General features: G+C 65.0%; 9 protein-coding genes. All 9 read right to left on the reverse strand.

Annotated features, from left to right (window positions below; translation table 11 throughout):
* Positions 1–50: 50 nt before the first annotated feature.
* Positions 51–2,171: a PAS domain S-box protein gene (locus O3298_RS00970; RefSeq protein WP_305052694.1), complete on the reverse strand. Its 2,121-nt coding sequence runs from the start codon at positions 2,169–2,171 to the stop codon at positions 51–53.
* The gene (locus O3298_RS00975) at positions 2,168–4,762 is read right to left on the reverse strand and encodes a chemotaxis protein CheB (protein ID WP_305058310.1); all 2,595 of its coding nucleotides are present in this window, start codon (positions 4,760–4,762) and stop codon (positions 2,168–2,170) included. Before O3298_RS00975 ends, O3298_RS00970 begins: the two co-directional genes overlap by 4 nt.
* Positions 4,763–4,901: 139 nt before the next feature.
* Positions 4,902–6,332 (reverse strand): efflux transporter outer membrane subunit, encoded by a 1,431-nt coding sequence (locus O3298_RS00980; RefSeq protein ID WP_305058311.1) that lies wholly within the window; start codon positions 6,330–6,332, stop codon positions 4,902–4,904.
* Positions 6,329–9,583: an efflux RND transporter permease subunit gene (locus O3298_RS00985; RefSeq protein ID WP_305058312.1), complete on the reverse strand. Its 3,255-nt coding sequence runs from the start codon at positions 9,581–9,583 to the stop codon at positions 6,329–6,331. Before O3298_RS00985 ends, O3298_RS00980 begins: the two co-directional genes overlap by 4 nt.
* Complete coding sequence (locus O3298_RS00990; protein ID WP_305058313.1) at positions 9,580–12,699, reverse strand: efflux RND transporter permease subunit; 3,120 nt, start codon at positions 12,697–12,699, stop codon at positions 9,580–9,582. Before O3298_RS00990 ends, O3298_RS00985 begins: the two co-directional genes overlap by 4 nt.
* Positions 12,696–14,063 (reverse strand): efflux RND transporter periplasmic adaptor subunit, encoded by a 1,368-nt coding sequence (locus O3298_RS00995; RefSeq protein WP_305058314.1) that lies wholly within the window; start codon positions 14,061–14,063, stop codon positions 12,696–12,698. The genes O3298_RS00990 and O3298_RS00995 overlap by 4 nt, the downstream gene beginning before the upstream one ends.
* 407 nt (positions 14,064–14,470) lie before the next feature.
* Positions 14,471–15,010: a GNAT family N-acetyltransferase gene (locus O3298_RS01000; RefSeq protein ID WP_099668434.1), complete on the reverse strand. Its 540-nt coding sequence runs from the start codon at positions 15,008–15,010 to the stop codon at positions 14,471–14,473.
* A gap of 196 nt (positions 15,011–15,206) precedes the next feature.
* Positions 15,207–17,081, reverse strand: a complete 1,875-nt coding sequence (sppA, locus tag O3298_RS01005; protein ID WP_305058315.1) for a signal peptide peptidase SppA — start codon at positions 17,079–17,081, stop codon at positions 15,207–15,209.
* Positions 17,082–17,156: 75 nt separating this feature from the next.
* Positions 17,157–18,635 carry a sodium:solute symporter gene (locus O3298_RS01010; protein ID WP_305058316.1) on the reverse strand — a complete coding sequence of 493 codons (1,479 nt, stop codon included), beginning with the start codon at positions 18,633–18,635 and terminating at the stop codon, positions 17,157–17,159.
* Between the last annotated feature and the right edge of the window lie 12 nt (positions 18,636–18,647).

Here is an 18,647-nt window from a genome sequence, read left to right on the forward strand (position 1 = left end):
CTGTCCAGGCGGCCTGAGTCGGCAAAAATTATCCCATTGCAATTTCTGTATCAGGCAGCCGGCCGTCCCGTCCCCTGCAAGGGGATCTGCAGGGCCAGCCGGCAACCGGCGCCCGAGGCCGGCACACCGACCTCGAACTGCCCGCCCAGCGCCGTCACCCGCTCGGCGATGCCGATCAGGCCAAAGCACTGCTTCTTGCGCTGCTGCTGCGGCGTGATGCCGATGCCGTTGTCGCTGATGGCCACGTACACGGCGCAGGCATCCGAACTGAGCTCGATTTCGACCTGGCTGGCCTGGGCATGGCGCATGACGTTGCTGAGCGCTTCCTGCACGATGCGGAACAGCACGATCTCGACCTGGCTGCCGATGGCGGAAAACAATGCCTCGTCGCGTATCAGCAGCTGGCAAGCGACGCCGCTGCGCTTGCGGAAGTCGCCCACCTGCCATTCGATGGCAGCTTGCAAGCCCAGGTCCAGCGCCATCGGGCGCAGCTCGTTCATGATGCCGCGCACGCTCTTGATGGTGGTGTCGACGTTGCTGAGCACGGCGCCGACCCGGCGGTGCAGGCGCGGATGGGACCCTTCCGTGCGCGCGCTGAGCATGGAAATATCGATGCGCAGCGCCAGCAGGTTTTGCCCCAGTTCATCGTGGATATCGCGCGAAATGCGCTTGCGCTCATCTTCCTTGGCCGTTTCCAGGTGCAGCGCCAGCTGGCGCAGCTGCGCATGCGACTGGCGCAGGGCGCCATCCATCAGCTTGCGTTCGGTGATGTCCGTGTGCGCCACCACCACGCGCAGCGGCCCTTCACCGAGGAAACGGCTGATCCTGGCCTGCGACCAGCGGGGACCCGAGCGCGTGGCAAACTCATACTCGAGCGCAAACGTGTCCGCGTTGCCGGCGATGACGGAGCGGATGCCGGCGGCCAGCTCGCGCCCGGCGCTGCGCTGCCAGCGCGGGTCCGTGTCGCAAAATTCCAGGTAGTGCAGCGGCTGCGGCGTTTGCCCGACGAAGGCCAGGCAAGCCTGGTTGGCATGCACGACGCGGCCCGACCGGTCCAGCACCAGCACCCGGTCCGTCAGGGAATCGATGGTGGCGTGAAAGAAGCGCTCGGCATCGCGCAAGGCTTCCTGCGCCCGCTCGCGCTGGTGTACTTCCAGCTGCAGGTGCTGGTTGGCCCGCAGCAATTCGGCCGTGCGGTCGACCACCCGCTGGTCCAGCTCGCGGTGCAGTTCGCGCAAGTCCGCCTCGGCCAGCTTGCGCTCGGTAATATCGGAAAACACGCCGACAAAGTGGCTGATCGCGCCATCCGGGCTGCGCATCGGCGTGATCGACAGCGATTCGACGAAGCGCTCGCCATTCTTGCGCCGGTTCACCAGTTCGCCATACCAGCTGCCATCCTGGTGCAGGCTGCGCCACATGGCTTCATAAAAATGCGGCAGATGCGTGCCGCCGCCGAGGAAGGACGGATCGCGGCCGATGGCTTCCTCCGCCTGGTAACCGGTGATGGTGGTGAACGCGGGGTTGACGGAAATAATGCGGTTGGCGCTGTCCGTCACCAGCACGCCTTCGCGTATGCTGTCGAGTATCACGAAGGCGCGCCGCAAGGCCGATTCGCGCGCGTGCTCGTCGCCCAGGTCCGTCACCAGCATGCGCGCCGTGGCGCTGTCCGCATCGTAATTGGCTTCGATGCGCACCATGCCGCACATGCCGCCCGCTTCGCCTTCGAACAGCGGCGCTTCGAGCACCTGGCGCGCGCCGCCGGTGAAGACGGCGTCGAGGAAGCGCCGGAAACCGCCCTGCGCCTGGGGCGCGACGAATTGCTCGAAACGCCGTCCCAGCAGCCGGTTCTTGTCGCGTTGCAACAAGCCGCAAGCCGCCACGTTGACACGCGTGATCACGCCTTCGCGCGCCAGCGAAAAGTAACTGACGGGCGCCTGTTCATACAGCTGCGCATAACGGTCGCGGCTGCTTTCAAATTCATTTTTCAGCTGTTCCAGCTCGGCCAGGGCCGCGCTCTGCATTTCCAGCTCGATCTGGCTGACCTGCAACTCATGCAACTGACGCATCACGTCTTCATTCGACTGCGGCGCGGGCTGGCGCTGCTCCGCGGCCAATTGCTCCGCCTGCTCTCTCAGGCGGGCCGGCGCGCTGCCGTCGAATGGTTCGCTCATGACGCGTGCTCGCCGCTACTGCCGCCGGCCACGGCGCCGGACTGGATCTGGCGCAGCTGGGCTTCCAGCAGTTTCGACTCTGTAATGTTGATGAAGGTCACCACCACGCCATCGATCACATTTTCAATCGTGCGGTACGGCATGATGCGCACGTTGTACCAGCGCCCCGTCTTGGTTTCCACTTGCCGCTCGCAAAACACCAGGCTGCGGATCACTTCCAGCGCATCGTCTTCCAGGCCCGGATAATCGAGGTCGTTGACGATGTCGCTGAGCGGGCGGCGCAAGTCCGTCTGGATCAGCTTATAGATTTGCGTGGCCGGCGCCGTGAAGCGGCGGATGCGCAGGTCGCTGTCGAGGAAAATGGTGGCGATATCGGTACTATTGAGCAGATTCTTCATGTCGCTATTGACCAGCGACAAATCATCGACCTTCGATTGCAGCTCGGCATTGACCGTGTACAACTCTTCGTTGAGCGACTGCATCTCTTCCTTCGACGTGGTCAGCTCTTCGTTCGTCGATTGCAGCTCTTCATTGGTCGACTGCAGTTCCTCGTTGGCCGATTTGAGTTCCTCGCGCGACGTCTGCATCTCGTCGCGCACGGCCTGGATTTCATTGCGCGCCTGCGCCAGTTGCTGTTCCAGTTCCAGCACCTTGGGGTTCGGCGAGCGGCCGCGGCGCGCCTCGGCCACCAGCGGCGCGCTGGCAAACGTGACGAACACCATGCCGCGCAAGGATTCAGGCTGGCTCAGCGCTTCCGCGCTCAGGTCGACGCCCAGCGACTGTCCCAGGTGGTCCTTGACCACCAGCCCCTTCAGGCGCACCACCCTCTCGCTCTGCAAGGCTTCCTTGATGAGGCCAGCCAGCTCGTAGCGCAAGCCTTCGCGCGCCATGGCGTGGATATTCCAGTTGGCCTTGCCGGCTGCCGGTTCGAGGAAGGCGCCCGTGCGGCCGTTGATGTACAGGATGTCGCCATCCTGGTTCAGCAGCGCGGCGGCAGGCGAATATTTCTGGAGCAATAATTGCTCGACATGGGATTGAATCTTTCCAGTCATGCTGACTTCTCTCGTGTCGCTAGGTGTAGGGGGGGATGCCAACGATACCTTGGTGGGGAAATACGTGGGCAGGCGCTGACGCGCCAGGTTGTCGAGGCGGCGATACAGCCGGGTCGACGTGGTCAGCGGTGAAAACAGGTCGGAAAAATGGCCGGGCGTATCGGCGCTGCCCAGCAGCAAAATCCCGTCGCGGTTCAAGGCGTAATGAAACAGGGGTATCAAACGCTGCTGCAACTTGGCATTGAGGTAGATCAGCAGATTGCGGCAGCACAGGATGTCGAGCTTGGTGAACGGCGGGTCGGAAATGATGTTTTGCTGGGCAAAGATGATCGTGTTGCGTATCTCTTTCTTCACGTGATAATCGTTCTTGTCGCGCAAGAAGAAACGCCCGAGGCGTTCGGCCGACACGTCGCTGCTGATGCTGTGCGGAAAGCGTCCCTGGCGCGCGCGGTCGATGGCGTCGGCCGACAGGTCGGTGGCAAAGATCTGCAGGCTGTACTTCGACGGCGGATTGATGCTGGCCACCACTTCATGGAACACCATGGCCAGCGAATACGCTTCCTCGCCCGTGGAACAGGCGGGCACCCAGGCCTTGAACGCGCGTCCGTCCGGATGGGCCGCCAGCAATTGCGGCAAGGCGACCATCTTCAGGTATTCCCACACTTTCGGGTCGCGGAAGAAACTCGTCACGCCGATCAGCAATTCCTTGAACAGCAAGTCGATTTCGCCCGGATTGGCACGCAGATACGGCACGTATTCTTCCATCGACGTCATTTGATACAAGCTCATGCGCCGCTCGATGCGCCGCAGCACCGTGTTGATCTTGTAATCCGTAAAACTGTTGCCCGTGTGTTCGGACAGCAAGGCGACAATTTCCTGCAAGGAATTGCGCCCGTTCGGCTCATGGCCCGGCAGGCTGAGGAAGCTGCTGCGGAACAGATAGGTGATGATCTTCTCCGGCATCTTGTCGGGAAAGTCGACCAGGTCCACCACTTCCGCGGCAATCGCGCTTTGCGGCATCATGTCGAACTTGGCCGTGTCCGGATGCTGGGCCAGGGTCAGACCCCCTGCCTGCTTGATCGCCTGCAAGCCGCGCGTGCCGTCATTGCCCATGCCGGAAAAAATCACGCCCACGGCCAGTTCGCCCAACTCGCTTGCGAGGCTCTCGAAAAAGATATTGATAGGCAAGCGGTGCCCGCGCAGCTGCACCGGTTCGCTGAGCAAGAAACGCCCCTTGGACAAGCCCAGGTCGGCATTCGACGGTATCACATAGATATGGTTGGGCCGCAACTCCGCCTGGTGCGTGATTTCCGTGACGGGGATGCTGGTGGCGCGCTGCAGCAGTTCCGGCAGCATGGCCTTTTGCGTGGGATCAAGATGCTGGATCACCACATAGGCAATCCCGCTCTCCTGCGGCACGTTCGCCAGGAAGGCAACGATGGGATCGAGTCCGCCGGCGGATGCGCCGATGGCCACCACGGGGAAAACGATGGTGGCCACTTCAGGGACGGAAGCATTGCTGTGTTTACTGCGTGTCATCTTCTGCAAGAGTGCAGCCACGGCCAAAGCGTCAGGCTGGGAATTGATAATCTTGCATTCTAGCACTCAAGATGCGCGGCAAAACACGAATTTGGCGCAGGGCTTTTCCCTGCGCCAGGCTGCCCCCTAGCCGTCCCCTTTACTGCGCCTGCGGCACGTGCCAGCCGCCGCCCAGCGACTGGATCAGGGCCACAGCCGTCGTCTGACGGTCCGCCTGCGCCTGCACCAGCGAACGGCGCGCCGACAGGGCCGTCACTTGCGCCGTCACCACGTCCGTATAGCCGACCTGGCCCGCGTTGTAGCGGTTCAGCATCTGCTGCTCGACCTGGTCGGCGGCGGACGACGCCTGCTGGCGCAGGGCCAGCTGTTCGGCCAGCGCGCGCGTGGCCGACAACTGGTCTTCCACGGCGCCAAAGGCACTCAATACCGTCTGGCGGTAGCGCGCCACGGCCGCCTCGTGCCCCGCCTTGGCCGCATCCACGCTGGCCGTGGTGGCGCCCGCGTTGAACAGGGTTTGCGCGGCCGACACGCCCAGCGACCACAGGCTCGATGGGGCATTGAACAGGTCGCCCACCTTGCTGGCGCCGGAACCGTAGGAACCCGTCAGGTTCAGGCTCGGGTAATACGCGGAACGGGCGATGCCGATCTGCTCGTTGGCCACGGCCACCCGGCGCTCGGCGGCGGCGATGTCGGGACGGCGCTGCAGCAGGGTCGACGGCACGCCCAGCGGCACCTCGGGCACGGTCAGGGTCCACGGCGCCACGGCCAGGCTGAACTCCGACGGCGCGCGGCCCAAAAGTATCGCGATCGCATGTTCCAGCTGCGCGCGTGAACGCGTCTGGCTGGACAGGTCGATCTGCGCATTGGCCAGCTGCGTCTGCGCCTGCAGCAGGTCGGACTTGGCGGCGATGCCCGAATTGAAGCGGTTGCTGGTGATGTCAAGCACGCGCTTGTAGCCATCGATGGTGGCATTCAGCAGCGCGATCTGCGCATCGCTCTGGCGCAGCGAAAAGTAATTGGTGGCCAGTTCGCCCTGCGCCGACAGGCGGGCGGCGGCCAGGTCGGCCGCACTGGCACTGGCGCTGGCGTCCGCCCCCGTCACGCCGGCGCGCAGCTTGCCCCACACGTCCGGTTCCCACGACGCGCCGATGGCGGCCTTGAAGTTGTTGTTCGTCTGCTGCTCGCCCCCGCCGCCCGAGCGGGCGCCGCTGCCCGTCAGGTTCACGGTGGGGAACAGCGAGGCGCGCTGTTCGCGCACCAGCGCGCGCGCCTGCTCGTAGGAAGCGATGGCGGCGGCCACGTTCTGGTTCGAGATGTCGATGCCTTCGGCCAGCTGGTTCAATTGGGCGTCGCCGAACAGGGTCCACCACGGTCCCCGCTCCAGGGTGTCGGCCGGCACGGCGGGCTGCCAGCCGGCCGCCTCCTTGAACGTTTGCGGCGCGGCGGCCGTCGGCGTTTCATACGCGGGGCTGACGGCGCAGCCGGACAGCAGGAGGACGGCGGTGGCCACGCCCAGTGCCAGCAGGTGGCGTGCGGGGACGGTCGATACGATAGGTTTTACTTGCTTCATGATTGTGTGCTCGGGTTATCTGGCCCAGGAATGCGGCTCAATTGCTGCTCGTCGGCGCTGCGCGTGCGCAGCTTGTCGAGCAGGATGTAGACCACCGGGGTGGTCAGCAATGTGAGTAACTGGCTGGCAATCAGGCCGCCGATGATGGCGACCCCCAAGGGCTGGCGTAGCTCTGACCCCTCGCCGAAACCGATCGCCAGCGGCAAGGCGCCAAGCGCCGCCGCCAGGGTGGTCATCAGAATGGGGCGGAAACGCAGCAAACAAGCCTCGCGCACCGCTTCCACAGCTGTCAGCCCGCGCGAACGCTCGGCCTCCAGCGCGAAGTCGATGATCAATATAGCATTTTTCTTGACGATACCGATCAACAGGAACACGCCGATCAGGGCGATGATGGAAAACTCCATGCGGAACAGCAGCAGTGCCAGCACGGCGCCCACCCCCGCCGACGGCAAGGTCGACAGCACGGTGACGGGATGGATCAGGCTTTCGTACAGGATGCCCAGCACGATGTAGATCACCACGATGGCCGCCAGGATCAGCAGCGGCTGCTCCTTGTTGCTGTCCTGCGCGCTCTTCGCCGAACCCTGGAAGCTGCCGCGCACGTTCACCGGCATGCCGATTTCCGACTCCGCCTGGGCCACGGCAGCCTGGCCGTCGCTGAGCGGATAGCCGTCGGCCAGGTTGAACGACACAGTGGTGGCCAGTTCGCCGCCCTGGTGGTTGATCGACGTCGCCGTCGAGCTTTCCGCGAAGCTGCTGAACGACGACAGCGGCACCATCTTCGCCAGGGTGGTGCTCAAGGCCGAGCCGCTGGACGGGTCGCGCGCCGCCGTCGTATTGGACGTCGTCGCCGCCACGCTGGTGCTGGCCGCGGCGGTGCTGGCGGCCGTCGTGCCGGTGGCGGCGACGGCGGCCGCATTCGACGCGGGCACGTACACGGAGCGCAGCGCTTCCGGGCTTTGCGCGTAGCGGGGCGCCACTTCCATGATTACGTGATACTGGTTCAGCTCATCGTAGATGGTCGCCACCTGGCGCTGGCCGAAGCTGTTGTACAGCGCATTGTCGATATCCTTCACCTGTACGCCCAGCTGCGTGGCGCGGTCCTTGTCGATGGAAACAAACGTTTCCACGCCGTTTTCCGCCTGGTCCGTGTCCACGTCGATCAGGGCCGGCTGCAGCTTCATCTGGTCGGCCAGTTTCGCCGCCCATTTCTTCAAGTCCGCCTGGTTGTCGCTGATCAGGGTGTACTGGTACGTGGAATTGCTGGAACGCCCGCCCATGCGCAAATCCTGCACGGGGTTGAGGAACAGCGAAATGCCCGTCACCTTGGCCAGCTGCGGGCGCAGGCGGGCGATCACGGCTTGCCCCTTGTCCGTGCGCTGCGAGGCCGGCTTCAAATCGATGAACATGAAGCCGCCCCCTGCCCTGCCGCCGCCCGTGAACCCGACGACGGTGGCGACGGCCGGATCGTCCTTGATGATGTCGACCAGCTGGCGCAATTTGGCCTGCATGGCCTGGAACGAGATGCTCTGGTCGGCGCGCATGCCGCCGTTGATCTGGCCCGTGTCCTGCTGCGGGAAAAAGCCCTTGGGCGCGGCCGCGAACAGGTACACGTTCAGGCCGACGACGAACACGAGAATCGTCATCACGAGAGCGGCGCTCGACAGAGCCCAGTCCAGGCAGTGTTCATACACGTTCAGCATGCGCTCGAAACCCCGTTCGAACCAGCGCGCGACGACGCCTGGCGGCTTGTGGTGCTGCCCGCTTTTCAGCAGCCAGGCGCACATCATCGGCGTCGTGGTGAGCGAGATGACGAGCGAAATCATCACGGCGGCCGACAGGGTCACGGCGAATTCGCGGAACAGCCGCCCCACCTGGCCGCCCATGAACAGCAGCGGGATGAAGACGGCCACCAGCGACAGGCTGATCGACAGCACCGTAAAGCCCACTTCGCGCGCGCCCAGCAGGGCCGCCTTGAAACGGTCCATGCCCGCCTCGATGTGGCGCTGCGTATTTTCCAGCACCACGATGGCATCATCGACGACAAAGCCCGTGGCCACCGTGAGCGCCATCAAGGAAAGGTTATTTAGCGAAAAGCCCAGCATGTACATCACGCCGAAGGTGCCCAGCAAAGAGACGATGGTGGCCACGGCCGGGATGATGGTGGCGCGCACGCTGCGCAAAAAGGCGCTGACCACCAGCACGACGAGCACGATGGACAGGATCAGCGTGAACTCGATCTCGTGCAGGGACGAGCGGATGGAATTGGTGCTGTCGGACGCCACCTGCAGCTTGATGTCGCCGGGCAGCTGCGCCTGCAGTTGCGGCAGCAGCGCGCGCACGCCGTCCACCGTGGCGATGACGTTGGCGCCGGGCTGGCGCGTGATCAGCACGATGACGGCCGGGTCGCCATTGAACAGGCCCAGGGTATTGTTGTTTTCCACGCCGTCGACCACTTCGGCCACGTCGTCGAGGCGGATGGCGGCGCCGTCGCGCCAGGCCACCACCAGGCTGCGGTAATCGGCGGCGCTGCGCCCGCCCGACGCCGTCGCCGCGCCCGAATAGATCTGCAGGCTGCGCTCGTCGCCGGAAATCGCCCCTTTCGGGCGGTTGGCGTTGCTGGCCTGGATGGCCGCGCGCACGTCTTCCATCGACACGGCATAGTGATTGAGCTGGTACGGCAGCAATTCCACGCGCACGGCCGGCAGCGAGCCGCCGCCCAGTTCCACGTCGCCCACGCCCTTGACTTGCGCCACCTTCTGCTGCACCAGGTTCGACACGGCGTCGTAGATCTGACCCGGCGTGCGCGTTTTCGACGTCAGCGCCAGGATGATCACGGGCGCGTCGGACGGATTGGCCTTGCGGTAGGTGGGGTTGCTGCGCAGGGTGGCCGGCAAGTCCACGCGCGAGGCGGCAATGGCCGCCTGCACTTCGCGCGCGGCCGAATCGATCTTGCGGTTCAAGTCGAACTGCAAATTGATGCGCGCCGAGCCCGTGCCCGACGACGACGTCATCTCGTTGACGCCCGAGATCACGCCCAGGCGCCGTTCCAGCGGCGTGGCCACCGACGTGGCCATGGTCGCGGGGCTGGCGCCGGGCAGGCTGGCGCTGACGGAAATGGTCGGATAATCGACCTGCGGCAGCGGCGAGACGGGCAGCACGAAGAAGGCGCCGATCCCGGCCAGCGCGATGCCGATGGTCAGCAGCACGGTGGCGATGGGGCGCTTGACGAACGGTTCGGACAGGTTCACGCGGCGCTCCCCGCGTTATCGGCCGGCTTGTCCAGCTTCACCCCGGGCGCCTTGCGCGCGAAGCGCTGGCCCAGGCGGTCGAAGCCCAGGTAGATGACGGGCGTGGTAAACAGGGTCAGCACCTGGCTGACGATCAGGCCGCCGAAGATGGCCAGGCCCAGCGGACGGCGCAACTCGGCGCCCTCGCCCCAGCCCAGCATCAGCGGCACGGCCGCGAACAGGGCCGCCAGGGTCGTCATCAGGATGGGGCGGAAGCGCAGCAGCGCCGCCTGGTGGATGGCTTCCTGCGGGCTTTTCCCTTCATCGCGCTCGGCTTCGATGGCGAAGTCGATCATCATGATGGCGTTCTTCTTGACGATGCCGATCAGGAGGATGATGCCGATGATGCCGATCACGCCCAGGTCTTGCCCGGAAATCATCAGCGCCAGCAAGGCGCCCACGCCGGCCGACGGCAGGGTCGACAAAATCGTCAGCGGGTGGATGTAGCTTTCGTACAGCACGCCCAGCACGATGTACACGCAGACGACGGCGGCCAGAATGAGCCACAGCTGGTTCGACAGCGAGTTTTCATACGCGCCGGCCGCGCCGAGGAAGGTCAAGGTCACCGATGGCGGCAAGGCGATGTCTTTCGCCGCCTGGCGGATGGCGTCGACGGCGCTGCCCAGGGCCACGCCTTGCGTCGTATCAAAGCCGAGCGTCGTGGCCGGGTATTGCGCCACGTGCGTGATTTGCAGCGGCGCCTGTTTTTCGCTGACGCTGGCAAAGGCGGACAGCGGCGTCGACTTGCCGGAACCCGTGCGCACCTGCAGGTCCGACAGGTCGGATGGCGTCGTGACGATGCCCGGCTGCGCTTCGAGGATCACGCGGTACTGGTTGGTTTCCGTGAAAATCGTCGAAATGATGCGCTGGCCGAAGGCGTTGTACAGCGCGTCGTCGACGGTAGCCGTGGTGACGGACATGCGCGCGGCGCTGTCGCGGTCGATGGCGACCGTCACGGCGGCGCCCGTGGCGCCCGCATCCGTGACGACGTTGCGCAGCTGCGTTTTTTCGCGCATGCGCGCCGCCAGCTTGCCGGCCCACTCGGTGACGGTGGCCGTGTCGGCCCCTTCGAGCGAGACGCGGTACTGCGTCGGCCCCGATTCCGCATCGATGGTCAGATCCTGCGTCGGCTGCAGATACAGGGTCACGCCGGCCACCTTGGCCACGCGGTCGCGCAGGCGCTCCATGATCTCGTCCTGGCTGCCGCTGCGCGGACGCTTGAGATTGATCAGCATGCTACCCGTATGCAGCATGGTATTGTTGGCCGCATCGACGCCCACGAGGGAACTCAAGGTATCGACAGCGGGGTCTTCCAGCAGCGCGCTGGCGGCAGCCTGCTGCAAGGTGGCCATGCGCTCGTACGAGACGGCTTGCGAGGTTTCGATGCGCGCCTGCAGCTGGCCCGTATCCTGCGTGGGGAACAGGCCTTTCGGAATCGTGATGTACAGGATGACGGTCAGCAGCAAGGTGGCCAGGGCCACGAGCAAGGTCAGGCCCTGGCGTTTCAAGACCCACACGAGCGCATGGTCGTACTGCACGATCACCTTGTCGAGGAACGCCTGGATGCGCTGGCCCGTGGCGCTGATCTTTTCATCGGCGTGGCTCTTCAGCCAGCGCGCCGACATCATCGGCACCAGGGTGAGCGAGACCACGGCGGAAATCAGGATCGTGATGGCCAGGGTCATGGCGAATTCGCGGAACAGCCGGCCCACCACGTCGCCCATGAACAGCAGGGGAATGAGCACGGCGATCAGGGAGACAGTCAGCGAGATGATGGTAAAGCCGATCTGCGACGCGCCCTTCAGGGCGGCGGCCATCGGCGTTTCGCCCTCCTCGATGTAGCGGGCGATGTTTTCGATCATGACGATGGCGTCATCGACGACGAAGCCCGTGGCAATCGTCAGCGCCATCAGCGACAGGTTGTTCAGGCTGTAGCCGAGCAGATACATGACGCCGCAGGCGCCGATCAGCGAAATCGGCACGGACAGGCTGGCGATCACGGTGGCGCGCATGCTGTGCAGGAAGGCGAAGATCACCAGCACCACCAGCAGCACGGACAGCAGCAATTCCATTTCCACGTGTTCGACGGAGGCGCGGATGCCCGTCGTGCGGTCGCTCAGCACGTCGAGCTTCATGGCCGCCGGCAGGCTGGCCTGCAGGTCGGGCAGCAGGGCCTTGATGGCGTCGACCGTCTTGATGACGTTGGCGCCGGGCTGGCGCTGCACGTTCAGAATGATGGCCGGCTGCTTGCCGGACCAGGCGCCCAGGCGCGTGTTTTCCGCGCTGTCGACTACATTGGCCACGTCGGACAGGCGCACGGGCGCGCCGTTCTTATAGGTGATGATCAGGCGCTTGTAGTCTTCCGCCGTGACGAGTTGATCGTTCGCGTTGATGGTGAACGAGCGCGTGGGGCCGTCGAAACTGCCCTTGGCGCTGTTGACGTTGGCCGCCGCGATGGCCGTGCGCAGGCTGTCGAGGCCCAGGCCGTAAGAGGCCAGCAATTTGGTGTCGCCCTGGATGCGCACGGCGGGACGCTGGCCGCCCGACAGCGACACGAGGCCCACGCCGTTGACCTGGCTGATCTTCAGCGCCAGGCGCGTGTTGACGATGTTCTGCACCTGCGTCAGCGGCATCGTGTCCGAGGTAATCGCCAGGGTCAGCACGGGCGCGTCGGCCGGATTGATCTTGGCGTACACGGGCGGCGCCGGCAAGTCGGTGGGCAGCAGCGAGCCGCCCGCGTTGATGGCGGCCTGCACTTCCTGCTCGGCCACGTCCAAGGTCTGGCCCAGGGTGAATTGCAGAGTGATGATGGAGACGCCGGCCGCGCTGGTGGAACTCATGCGCTGCAAGCCGGACATCTGCCCGAACTGGCGCTCCAGCGGCGCCGTCACGGTCTGCCCCATGACTTCGGGACTGGCGCCCGGATACAGGGTCTGCACCTGGATGGTGGGGAAGTCCACCTGCGGCAAGGCGGCCAGCGGCAGGAACTTGAAGCCGACCAGCCCCGCCAGCACGATGGCCAGCATCAGCAGCGCCGTGGCGACGGGGCGCTTGATGAAGGGAGTCGATGGACTCATTGCGCTGCGCCCTTCGCCGGCGCCGTGGCTGGCACTGCGGCTGGCGCGGATGCCGATGCGGACGCCGAGGCGCTGGCCGCGCCGTCAGCGTGCTGGCGGCGGTGGCGGCGTTCGCCGTTCGCCCCGGCCGCACCGGCAGCACCGGCGCCGCCCATGGCAGGCTTGTCGCCCGCCAGGGTGACTTTCGCGCCCTCCTTCAGGCGGTCGGCGCCTTCCGTGATGACTTGCTCGCCCGCTTCCAGGCCGGCGCGGATTTCCACCATGTCGGTGGTCGCCTGGCCCCGCGTGACCATGCGCACGGTAACGGTCTTGTCCGCTTTCAGCACGTACACGAAGTCGCCGTTGTTGCTGTGGCGCAAGGCCGTGACGGGCACCAGCACGGCGCCCGTGATGTTGCCCAGTTCCAGGCGCACGTTGACGAACTGGCTGGGGAACAGGACCATCTTGTCGTTAGTGTAGCGGGCCTTGGCGCGCACGGTGCCCGTCTGCACGTCGACCTGGTTGTCGAGCGCCGTCAGGCTGCCCTTGTCCAGGGTATGCGTGCGCGTGCGGTCCAGCGCCAGCGCCGCCAGGGCCGTGCCGCCATTCAGGCGTTCCTGGATGGTCTGCACCTTATCCTGCGGCACGGAAAATTCCACGTCGATGGGCGACAGCTGCGTCACCACCACCACGCCGCCCGTGTCGCTGGTGCTCACCAGGTTGCCGATATCGACCACCTTCAAGCCCGCGCGGCCGCTGATCGGCGACACCACCTTGGTGTAGCCCAGGTTCAGCCTGGCCGTGCCTTCGGCCGCGCGGTCCGTCATCACGGTACCTTCCAACTGTTTGACCAGGGCGGCCTGCGTGTCGACATCCTGGCGCGCGATGGAATCCTGGCCCAGCAGGGTTTGATAGCGTTTCAGGGTCAGGCGCGCGTTTTCCAGCTGCGCTTCATCGCGCTGGCGCTGGCCCGTGGCCTGCATCAGCGCCATCTCGAACTGGGCCGGGTCGATCTGCGCCACCACCTGGCCCGCCTTGACCATGCCGCCTTCCTTGAATTTCAGCTCCTTCAAAATGCCCGACACTTGCGGGCGCACCGTCACGGTGGACGCGGCCGTCACCGTGCCCAGCGCATCGAGCACCACGGGCAAGTCGGATTTCACGGCCGTGGCCACGCCCACGGTGGTCGAGGGGCCGCCGCGGCGCCCGCCCGGGCCTCCCGGCCCTCCGGGGCCACCGGCGCCGGGCTGCGCGCTGACGCCCGAATGGGTCAGGTACCAGGCAACGCCCCCCAGCGCAGCCATCACGGCCAGCGCGATGACCGTACCGACGATTTTCGAACGGCGGCTGCGCCGCGGGGTGTTGGGTGTAGTCTGCGAATCCATCGCTTATCCTTGTCTAGGCCGCTGGCACGGCGAGTCTGTGGCGCCGGCCGAGGTGGAACACACTCAGGCCGGACGACCGTTTTTCGGGGTTGTTTCGGTACAAAGCCGGGGGAGTCAAGAGCTGAAAGTCAGCTGAAAAAACATCGCTCCCTAGCGTGAAACGACTCTAGCATAGTCATGTAACTGTTTCATTTCTACTTGAAACAATTACACACAGCCTGGCAGGCATGGAAGGATCAGGCGGGCCGGCAGGCATGCCGCCCCTGTGGGGGAACGGTGGAAGAATCAGGCTTGCGGGGCGTCGCGCCCCGGCGCCGGCGGCGCGCGGGCGACTCGCATGCAGATACAAACTCGCTACAAATCTCCCGCCAGCCGGCTTGACCTGGCGCCACGCAGGCCGTTGGCGCTTACAGCGTCATGCCGAGGATGACATCCTGATAGTCGGTGCGGCCCACGCGGAAGGTGCGCCGGCCCACCTGCGCAAAGCCGCAGCGCGCATAAAACGCCAGCGCATCGTGGTTTTCCGCGTACACGCCCAGCAGCACCCGCCCTGCCCCGCCGGCGCGCGCCTGTTCCACGGCCGCCTGCATCAGGCGCTGGCCCACGCGCTGGCCCTGGAAGCGGTGCAGCAGGTAGATGCGCTTGATTTCCAGGTCGTCCGGCCGCGGGTCAGCCACCGGCAGGCTGGCCGGACTGAGGACCAGGTAGCCGACGGGCGCGCCGCCAGGCGTGGCCTCGGCCAGCCACAGGCGCATGGCCGGCAGCGCCAGCCAATCGCGGTACAGCTGCGCGTCGTGCTGGCGCTGGCAATGGGCGATGACGTCGGCGCCATCGAGGATGCCGGCGAACGCTTCCAGGAAAGTCGCTTGCCCCACCAGCGCCAGCGCCAGCTCGTCGCCCTTGGCGCAGGGGCGGATGGTGATGGCCGTGCCGGTTTTTTCGTTCATGTCGCTTGCCATGCCTTGCTCCTGATGTGAAACAAGCCGGGCGAAGCCGGCTTGGGTATGTCATCTATATTGCCGTGTAACTCCTGACAAAATCGTAGCGAACGAAGATGAGTTGTGACCGAGAAGCGGAGCTGTGCTTGAGCACAGTGAGCATCGCAGGCCGCAAATCATCGAGCGCAGTAGATTTGGTCAGGTGTTACTTGCTGCCGAGTGGCACTTCACAGAGGCAGTGCGTGAGGGCCATGAACGGTTTGTGCTCGCGCGTGATGCCCGACAGCCAGCTCAGGTCCTGCGCCATGCCCAGCGCCGCGTCGGCCGGCAAGCCCGTGCCGGCCAGGCCCAGTTTCACGTGCTCGCCCAGCCCCAGCGAGGCCATGGCCTTGGAGCCGAACATGCCGATCAGGCGGTCCACGTTCGACGTTTCCTGCTCCAGGTACGTGACGCGGTAGTCGGCGCCCAGGTTGGCGCGCTTGGCGGCCGACGCCAGCGCATCGCCGTAGCTGCCGATGCGGTCGACCAGGTTGCGCTCTTTCGCCTGCAAGCCCGTCCAGACGCGGCCCTGCGCCACTTCATTGATCTTTTCCGGCGTCGTCTTGCGCGCCTTGGCGGCCAGGTTCAGGAAGTCGCCATACACGTGGTTGATCGAACCCTGGATCACTTGCGCAAAGCGGGGGTCGAGCGGACGCAATGGGTTGCTCGCGTCGGCCAGCCAGGTGGTCGGCGAGCCGGCCGTGTGGATGCCCAGCTTTTCCACCACCTTGTCGGCCGTCGGCAGAATCGCGAACACGCCGATGGAACCGGTGATGGTGGCCGCGTCGGCGATCACTTCATCGGACGAGGTGCTGATCCAGTAGCCGCCGGAAGCGGCCACGTTGCCCATCGAGACGACCACCGGCTTGCCGGCGGCGCGCGTCAGTTCCAGTTCGCGGCGGATCAATTCCGAGCCGAAGGCGCTGCCGCCCGGCGAATCGACGCGCAGCACGACAGCCTTGATCGATTTGTCTTCGCGCGCCTGGCGGATCAGACGCGAGGTGGACAGGCCGCCGATGGCGCCCGGTGGCGCGATGCCGTCGCCGATTTCACCGGAGGCGATGACCACGCCGACGGCGTCGCCGATGTGTACGGGGCGCAGGCGCGCCAGGTAGTCGGTGTAGTTCACCTGGCGGAAATTCGTGCCTTCCGTGTTCTTCGCGCCGCGCGCCATCATGAACTGGCGCAGTTCGTCGCGCGTTTTCAGGCCGTCGACCAGCTTGGCGTCCAGCGACAGCTTGCCCAGGTCGCCGCCGGCCGCCGTCATCAGCGCCGGCAGCGCATCGATCGATTGCATGATGGCGCCGGCCGGCAGCTTGCGCGCCTTTTCCACGTCCGTCGTGTAGGTGGTCCACAGGCCGTTGTTCAGGTAGCGGTCCGCTTCGGCCGCCGCTTCGGACGGGCCGTTGGCGATGAAAGGCTCGGCCGCGCTCTTGTACGTGCCCACTTTCAGCAGGTTCACCGTCACGCCGACCTTGTCGAGCGCGTCGCGGTAGTAATTGCGGTAGCGGCCAAAGCCTTCCAGCATGACGCCGCCCATCGGGTGCAGGAAGACCTCGTCGGCCTTGACCGCCACCAGGTACTGGCGCTGGTTGTAGCTCGAACCCCAGGCCGTCACTTTCTTGCCCGTGGCGCGGAAGCGTTCCACGCCGGCCGCCACTTCGCGCAGCGACGCGAGGCCGCCGCCCTGCAATTCGTCGAGCAGGATGACCATGGAACCGATGTTCTTGTCCTTGGCCGCCGTGTCGAGCACGGCCAGCACGTCGCGCAGCTGCACGTTCTTCTTGACTTCGCCGCTGACATTGGCCAGCACCGCTTCGCGCACGCCGCCTGGGGTTTCCTCGACCAGCGGGCCTTGCAAGTCCAGCACCAGCGTGGTCTTTTCCGCCAGGGGCTTGGCGCCGCCGCCAAAGATGGCGATCAGGATGGCGATGACGATCAGCAGGAAAATCAGATTGATGACCGCGCGGCGGGTGGCGTCCAGCGCGCGCCAGAATGCGCCAAAGCCGCGGCGCAGCGGCGGGAAGGGGTTGAGTGACATTGATGCTCCGTGAGGTTGTGTACCTAAAGGAAATCAATATAGCTGAAAATGGCCGCGATCGCCTTGGGATTCGTCTTATTTTGACAAGTATTGCGCGCCTTGGGCGCCCTGCCCTGGCGGCGTGGAAATGAGGAACAGGCCGCCCAGCACGAGGGAACCGTTCAGTATCAGCAATTCCAGGCCCAGGCGGTAATGCGCGAACAGCAGCGCCTGCTCCTGCTCGATCAGCGCACACAGCAGCGGCCCGGCCACGGCCACCAAAGGCACCCAGCGGTCGCGCACGCCGCGCCGGCTCAGCAGGCCGAAGGCGAACAAGCCCAGCAGCGGACCGTAGGTATAGCTGGCCAGCTTCAGGATCACGCCTATCATGCTGGGATCATCGAGCCACTTGAAGGCCATGATCAGGATCAAGAACAGGGCCGCAAAGCCCAGGTGCACCTTGCGGCGCCAGCGCATCTGCACGGCCGGGCTCAAATCCGGCCGGCGCTGCAAGCCCAGGATGTCGATGCAGAAGGTGGATGTCAGGGCCGTGAGCGCCCCGTCCACGCTGGGAAACAGGGCGGAAATGAGGGCGATGAAGAAAATCAGCTGCACCACGGCGGGGAAATGCCCGAGCACCACGGCGGGGAACAATTTATCGCCCGTGGCCGTCACGCCAACCAGCGGCGCGTACAGGTGCAGCAAGCCGCCCAGGAAGAGGAACAGCAGCAGCACGCCGGTCAGCACCACGGTCAGGCTGAGCATATTCTTTTGCGAGTCGCGCAGGGTCCGTACGGAGATATTCTTTTGCATCATCTCCTGGTCCATGCCCGTCATGGCAATCGTGATGAACATGCCGGCAAGAATGTGCTTCCACACGTAGGCGGGGCTGTCCGGGTCGGTGGTAAACATGCGCGTGAGGCCTTGCGCGCGCATGCGCTCGATGCTATCGACGAGCGACAAATCCATCTCGCGCAGCAAGAACACGCTGCAGATGACGAGACCGGCCAGCATGCACGCCGTTTGCAGGGTATCGGTCCAGACGATGGTCTTGACGCCCCCTTCATACGTGTAGAGCAGGATCAGCAGCAGCACGACGCACGCCGTCAGCCAGAACGGCACGCCGAAGCTGTCGAGAATAGTTGCCTGCAGGATATTGACCACCAGATACAGCCGCGCCGTGGCGCCCAGCAGGCGCGAGACGATGAAGAACGCCGCCCCGCTCTGGTAGGAACGCCGTCCCAGGCGCAATTCCAGGTAGCGGTAAATCGACGTGAGCTGCAGCCGGTAGTACAGCGGCAGCAAGATGATGGTGATGGCCAGGTAACCGAGCACATAGCCGATCATCAGCTGGATATAGCCGAAGCCGTTGCTGCCCACGGCGCCGGGCACGCTGATGAAGGTCACGCCCGTCAAGGTCGTGCCCACCATGCCGAAGGCCACCAGCATCCAGTTGCTGTCCTTGTTGCCGATGAAAAAACTGTCGTTGGTGGCATGGCGCGAGGTGCGCCACGCCACGCCCAGCAAGATCAGGAAATACGCGAGGACGACGGCAAACAGGATGACTGGGGACATGGATGTTGCGCT

It is taken from the genome of Janthinobacterium sp. SUN137 (assembly GCF_030587265.1).
Lineage (GTDB): Bacteria > Pseudomonadota > Gammaproteobacteria > Burkholderiales > Burkholderiaceae_D > Janthinobacterium > Janthinobacterium kumbetense.

Bases quoted from the DNA above. Each gene is read 5' to 3' on its own strand.
- O3298_RS00970 (WP_305052694.1), bottom strand. From the start codon at position 2,171: ATGAGCGAACCATTCGACGGCAGCGCGCCGGCCCGCCTGAGAGAGCAG.
- O3298_RS00975 (WP_305058310.1), bottom strand. From the start codon at position 4,762: ATGACACGCAGTAAACACAGCAATGCTTCCGTCCCTGAAGTGGCCACC.
- O3298_RS00980 (WP_305058311.1), bottom strand. From the start codon at position 6,332: ATGAAGCAAGTAAAACCTATCGTATCGACCGTCCCCGCACGCCACCTG.
- O3298_RS00990 (WP_305058313.1), bottom strand. From the start codon at position 12,699: ATGAGTCCATCGACTCCCTTCATCAAGCGCCCCGTCGCCACGGCGCTG.
- O3298_RS00995 (WP_305058314.1), bottom strand. From the start codon at position 14,063: ATGGATTCGCAGACTACACCCAACACCCCGCGGCGCAGCCGCCGTTCG.
- O3298_RS01000 (WP_099668434.1), bottom strand. From the start codon at position 15,010: ATGAACGAAAAAACCGGCACGGCCATCACCATCCGCCCCTGCGCCAAG.
- sppA (WP_305058315.1), bottom strand. From the start codon at position 17,081: ATGTCACTCAACCCCTTCCCGCCGCTGCGCCGCGGCTTTGGCGCATTC.
- O3298_RS01010 (WP_305058316.1), bottom strand. From the start codon at position 18,635: ATGTCCCCAGTCATCCTGTTTGCCGTCGTCCTCGCGTATTTCCTGATC.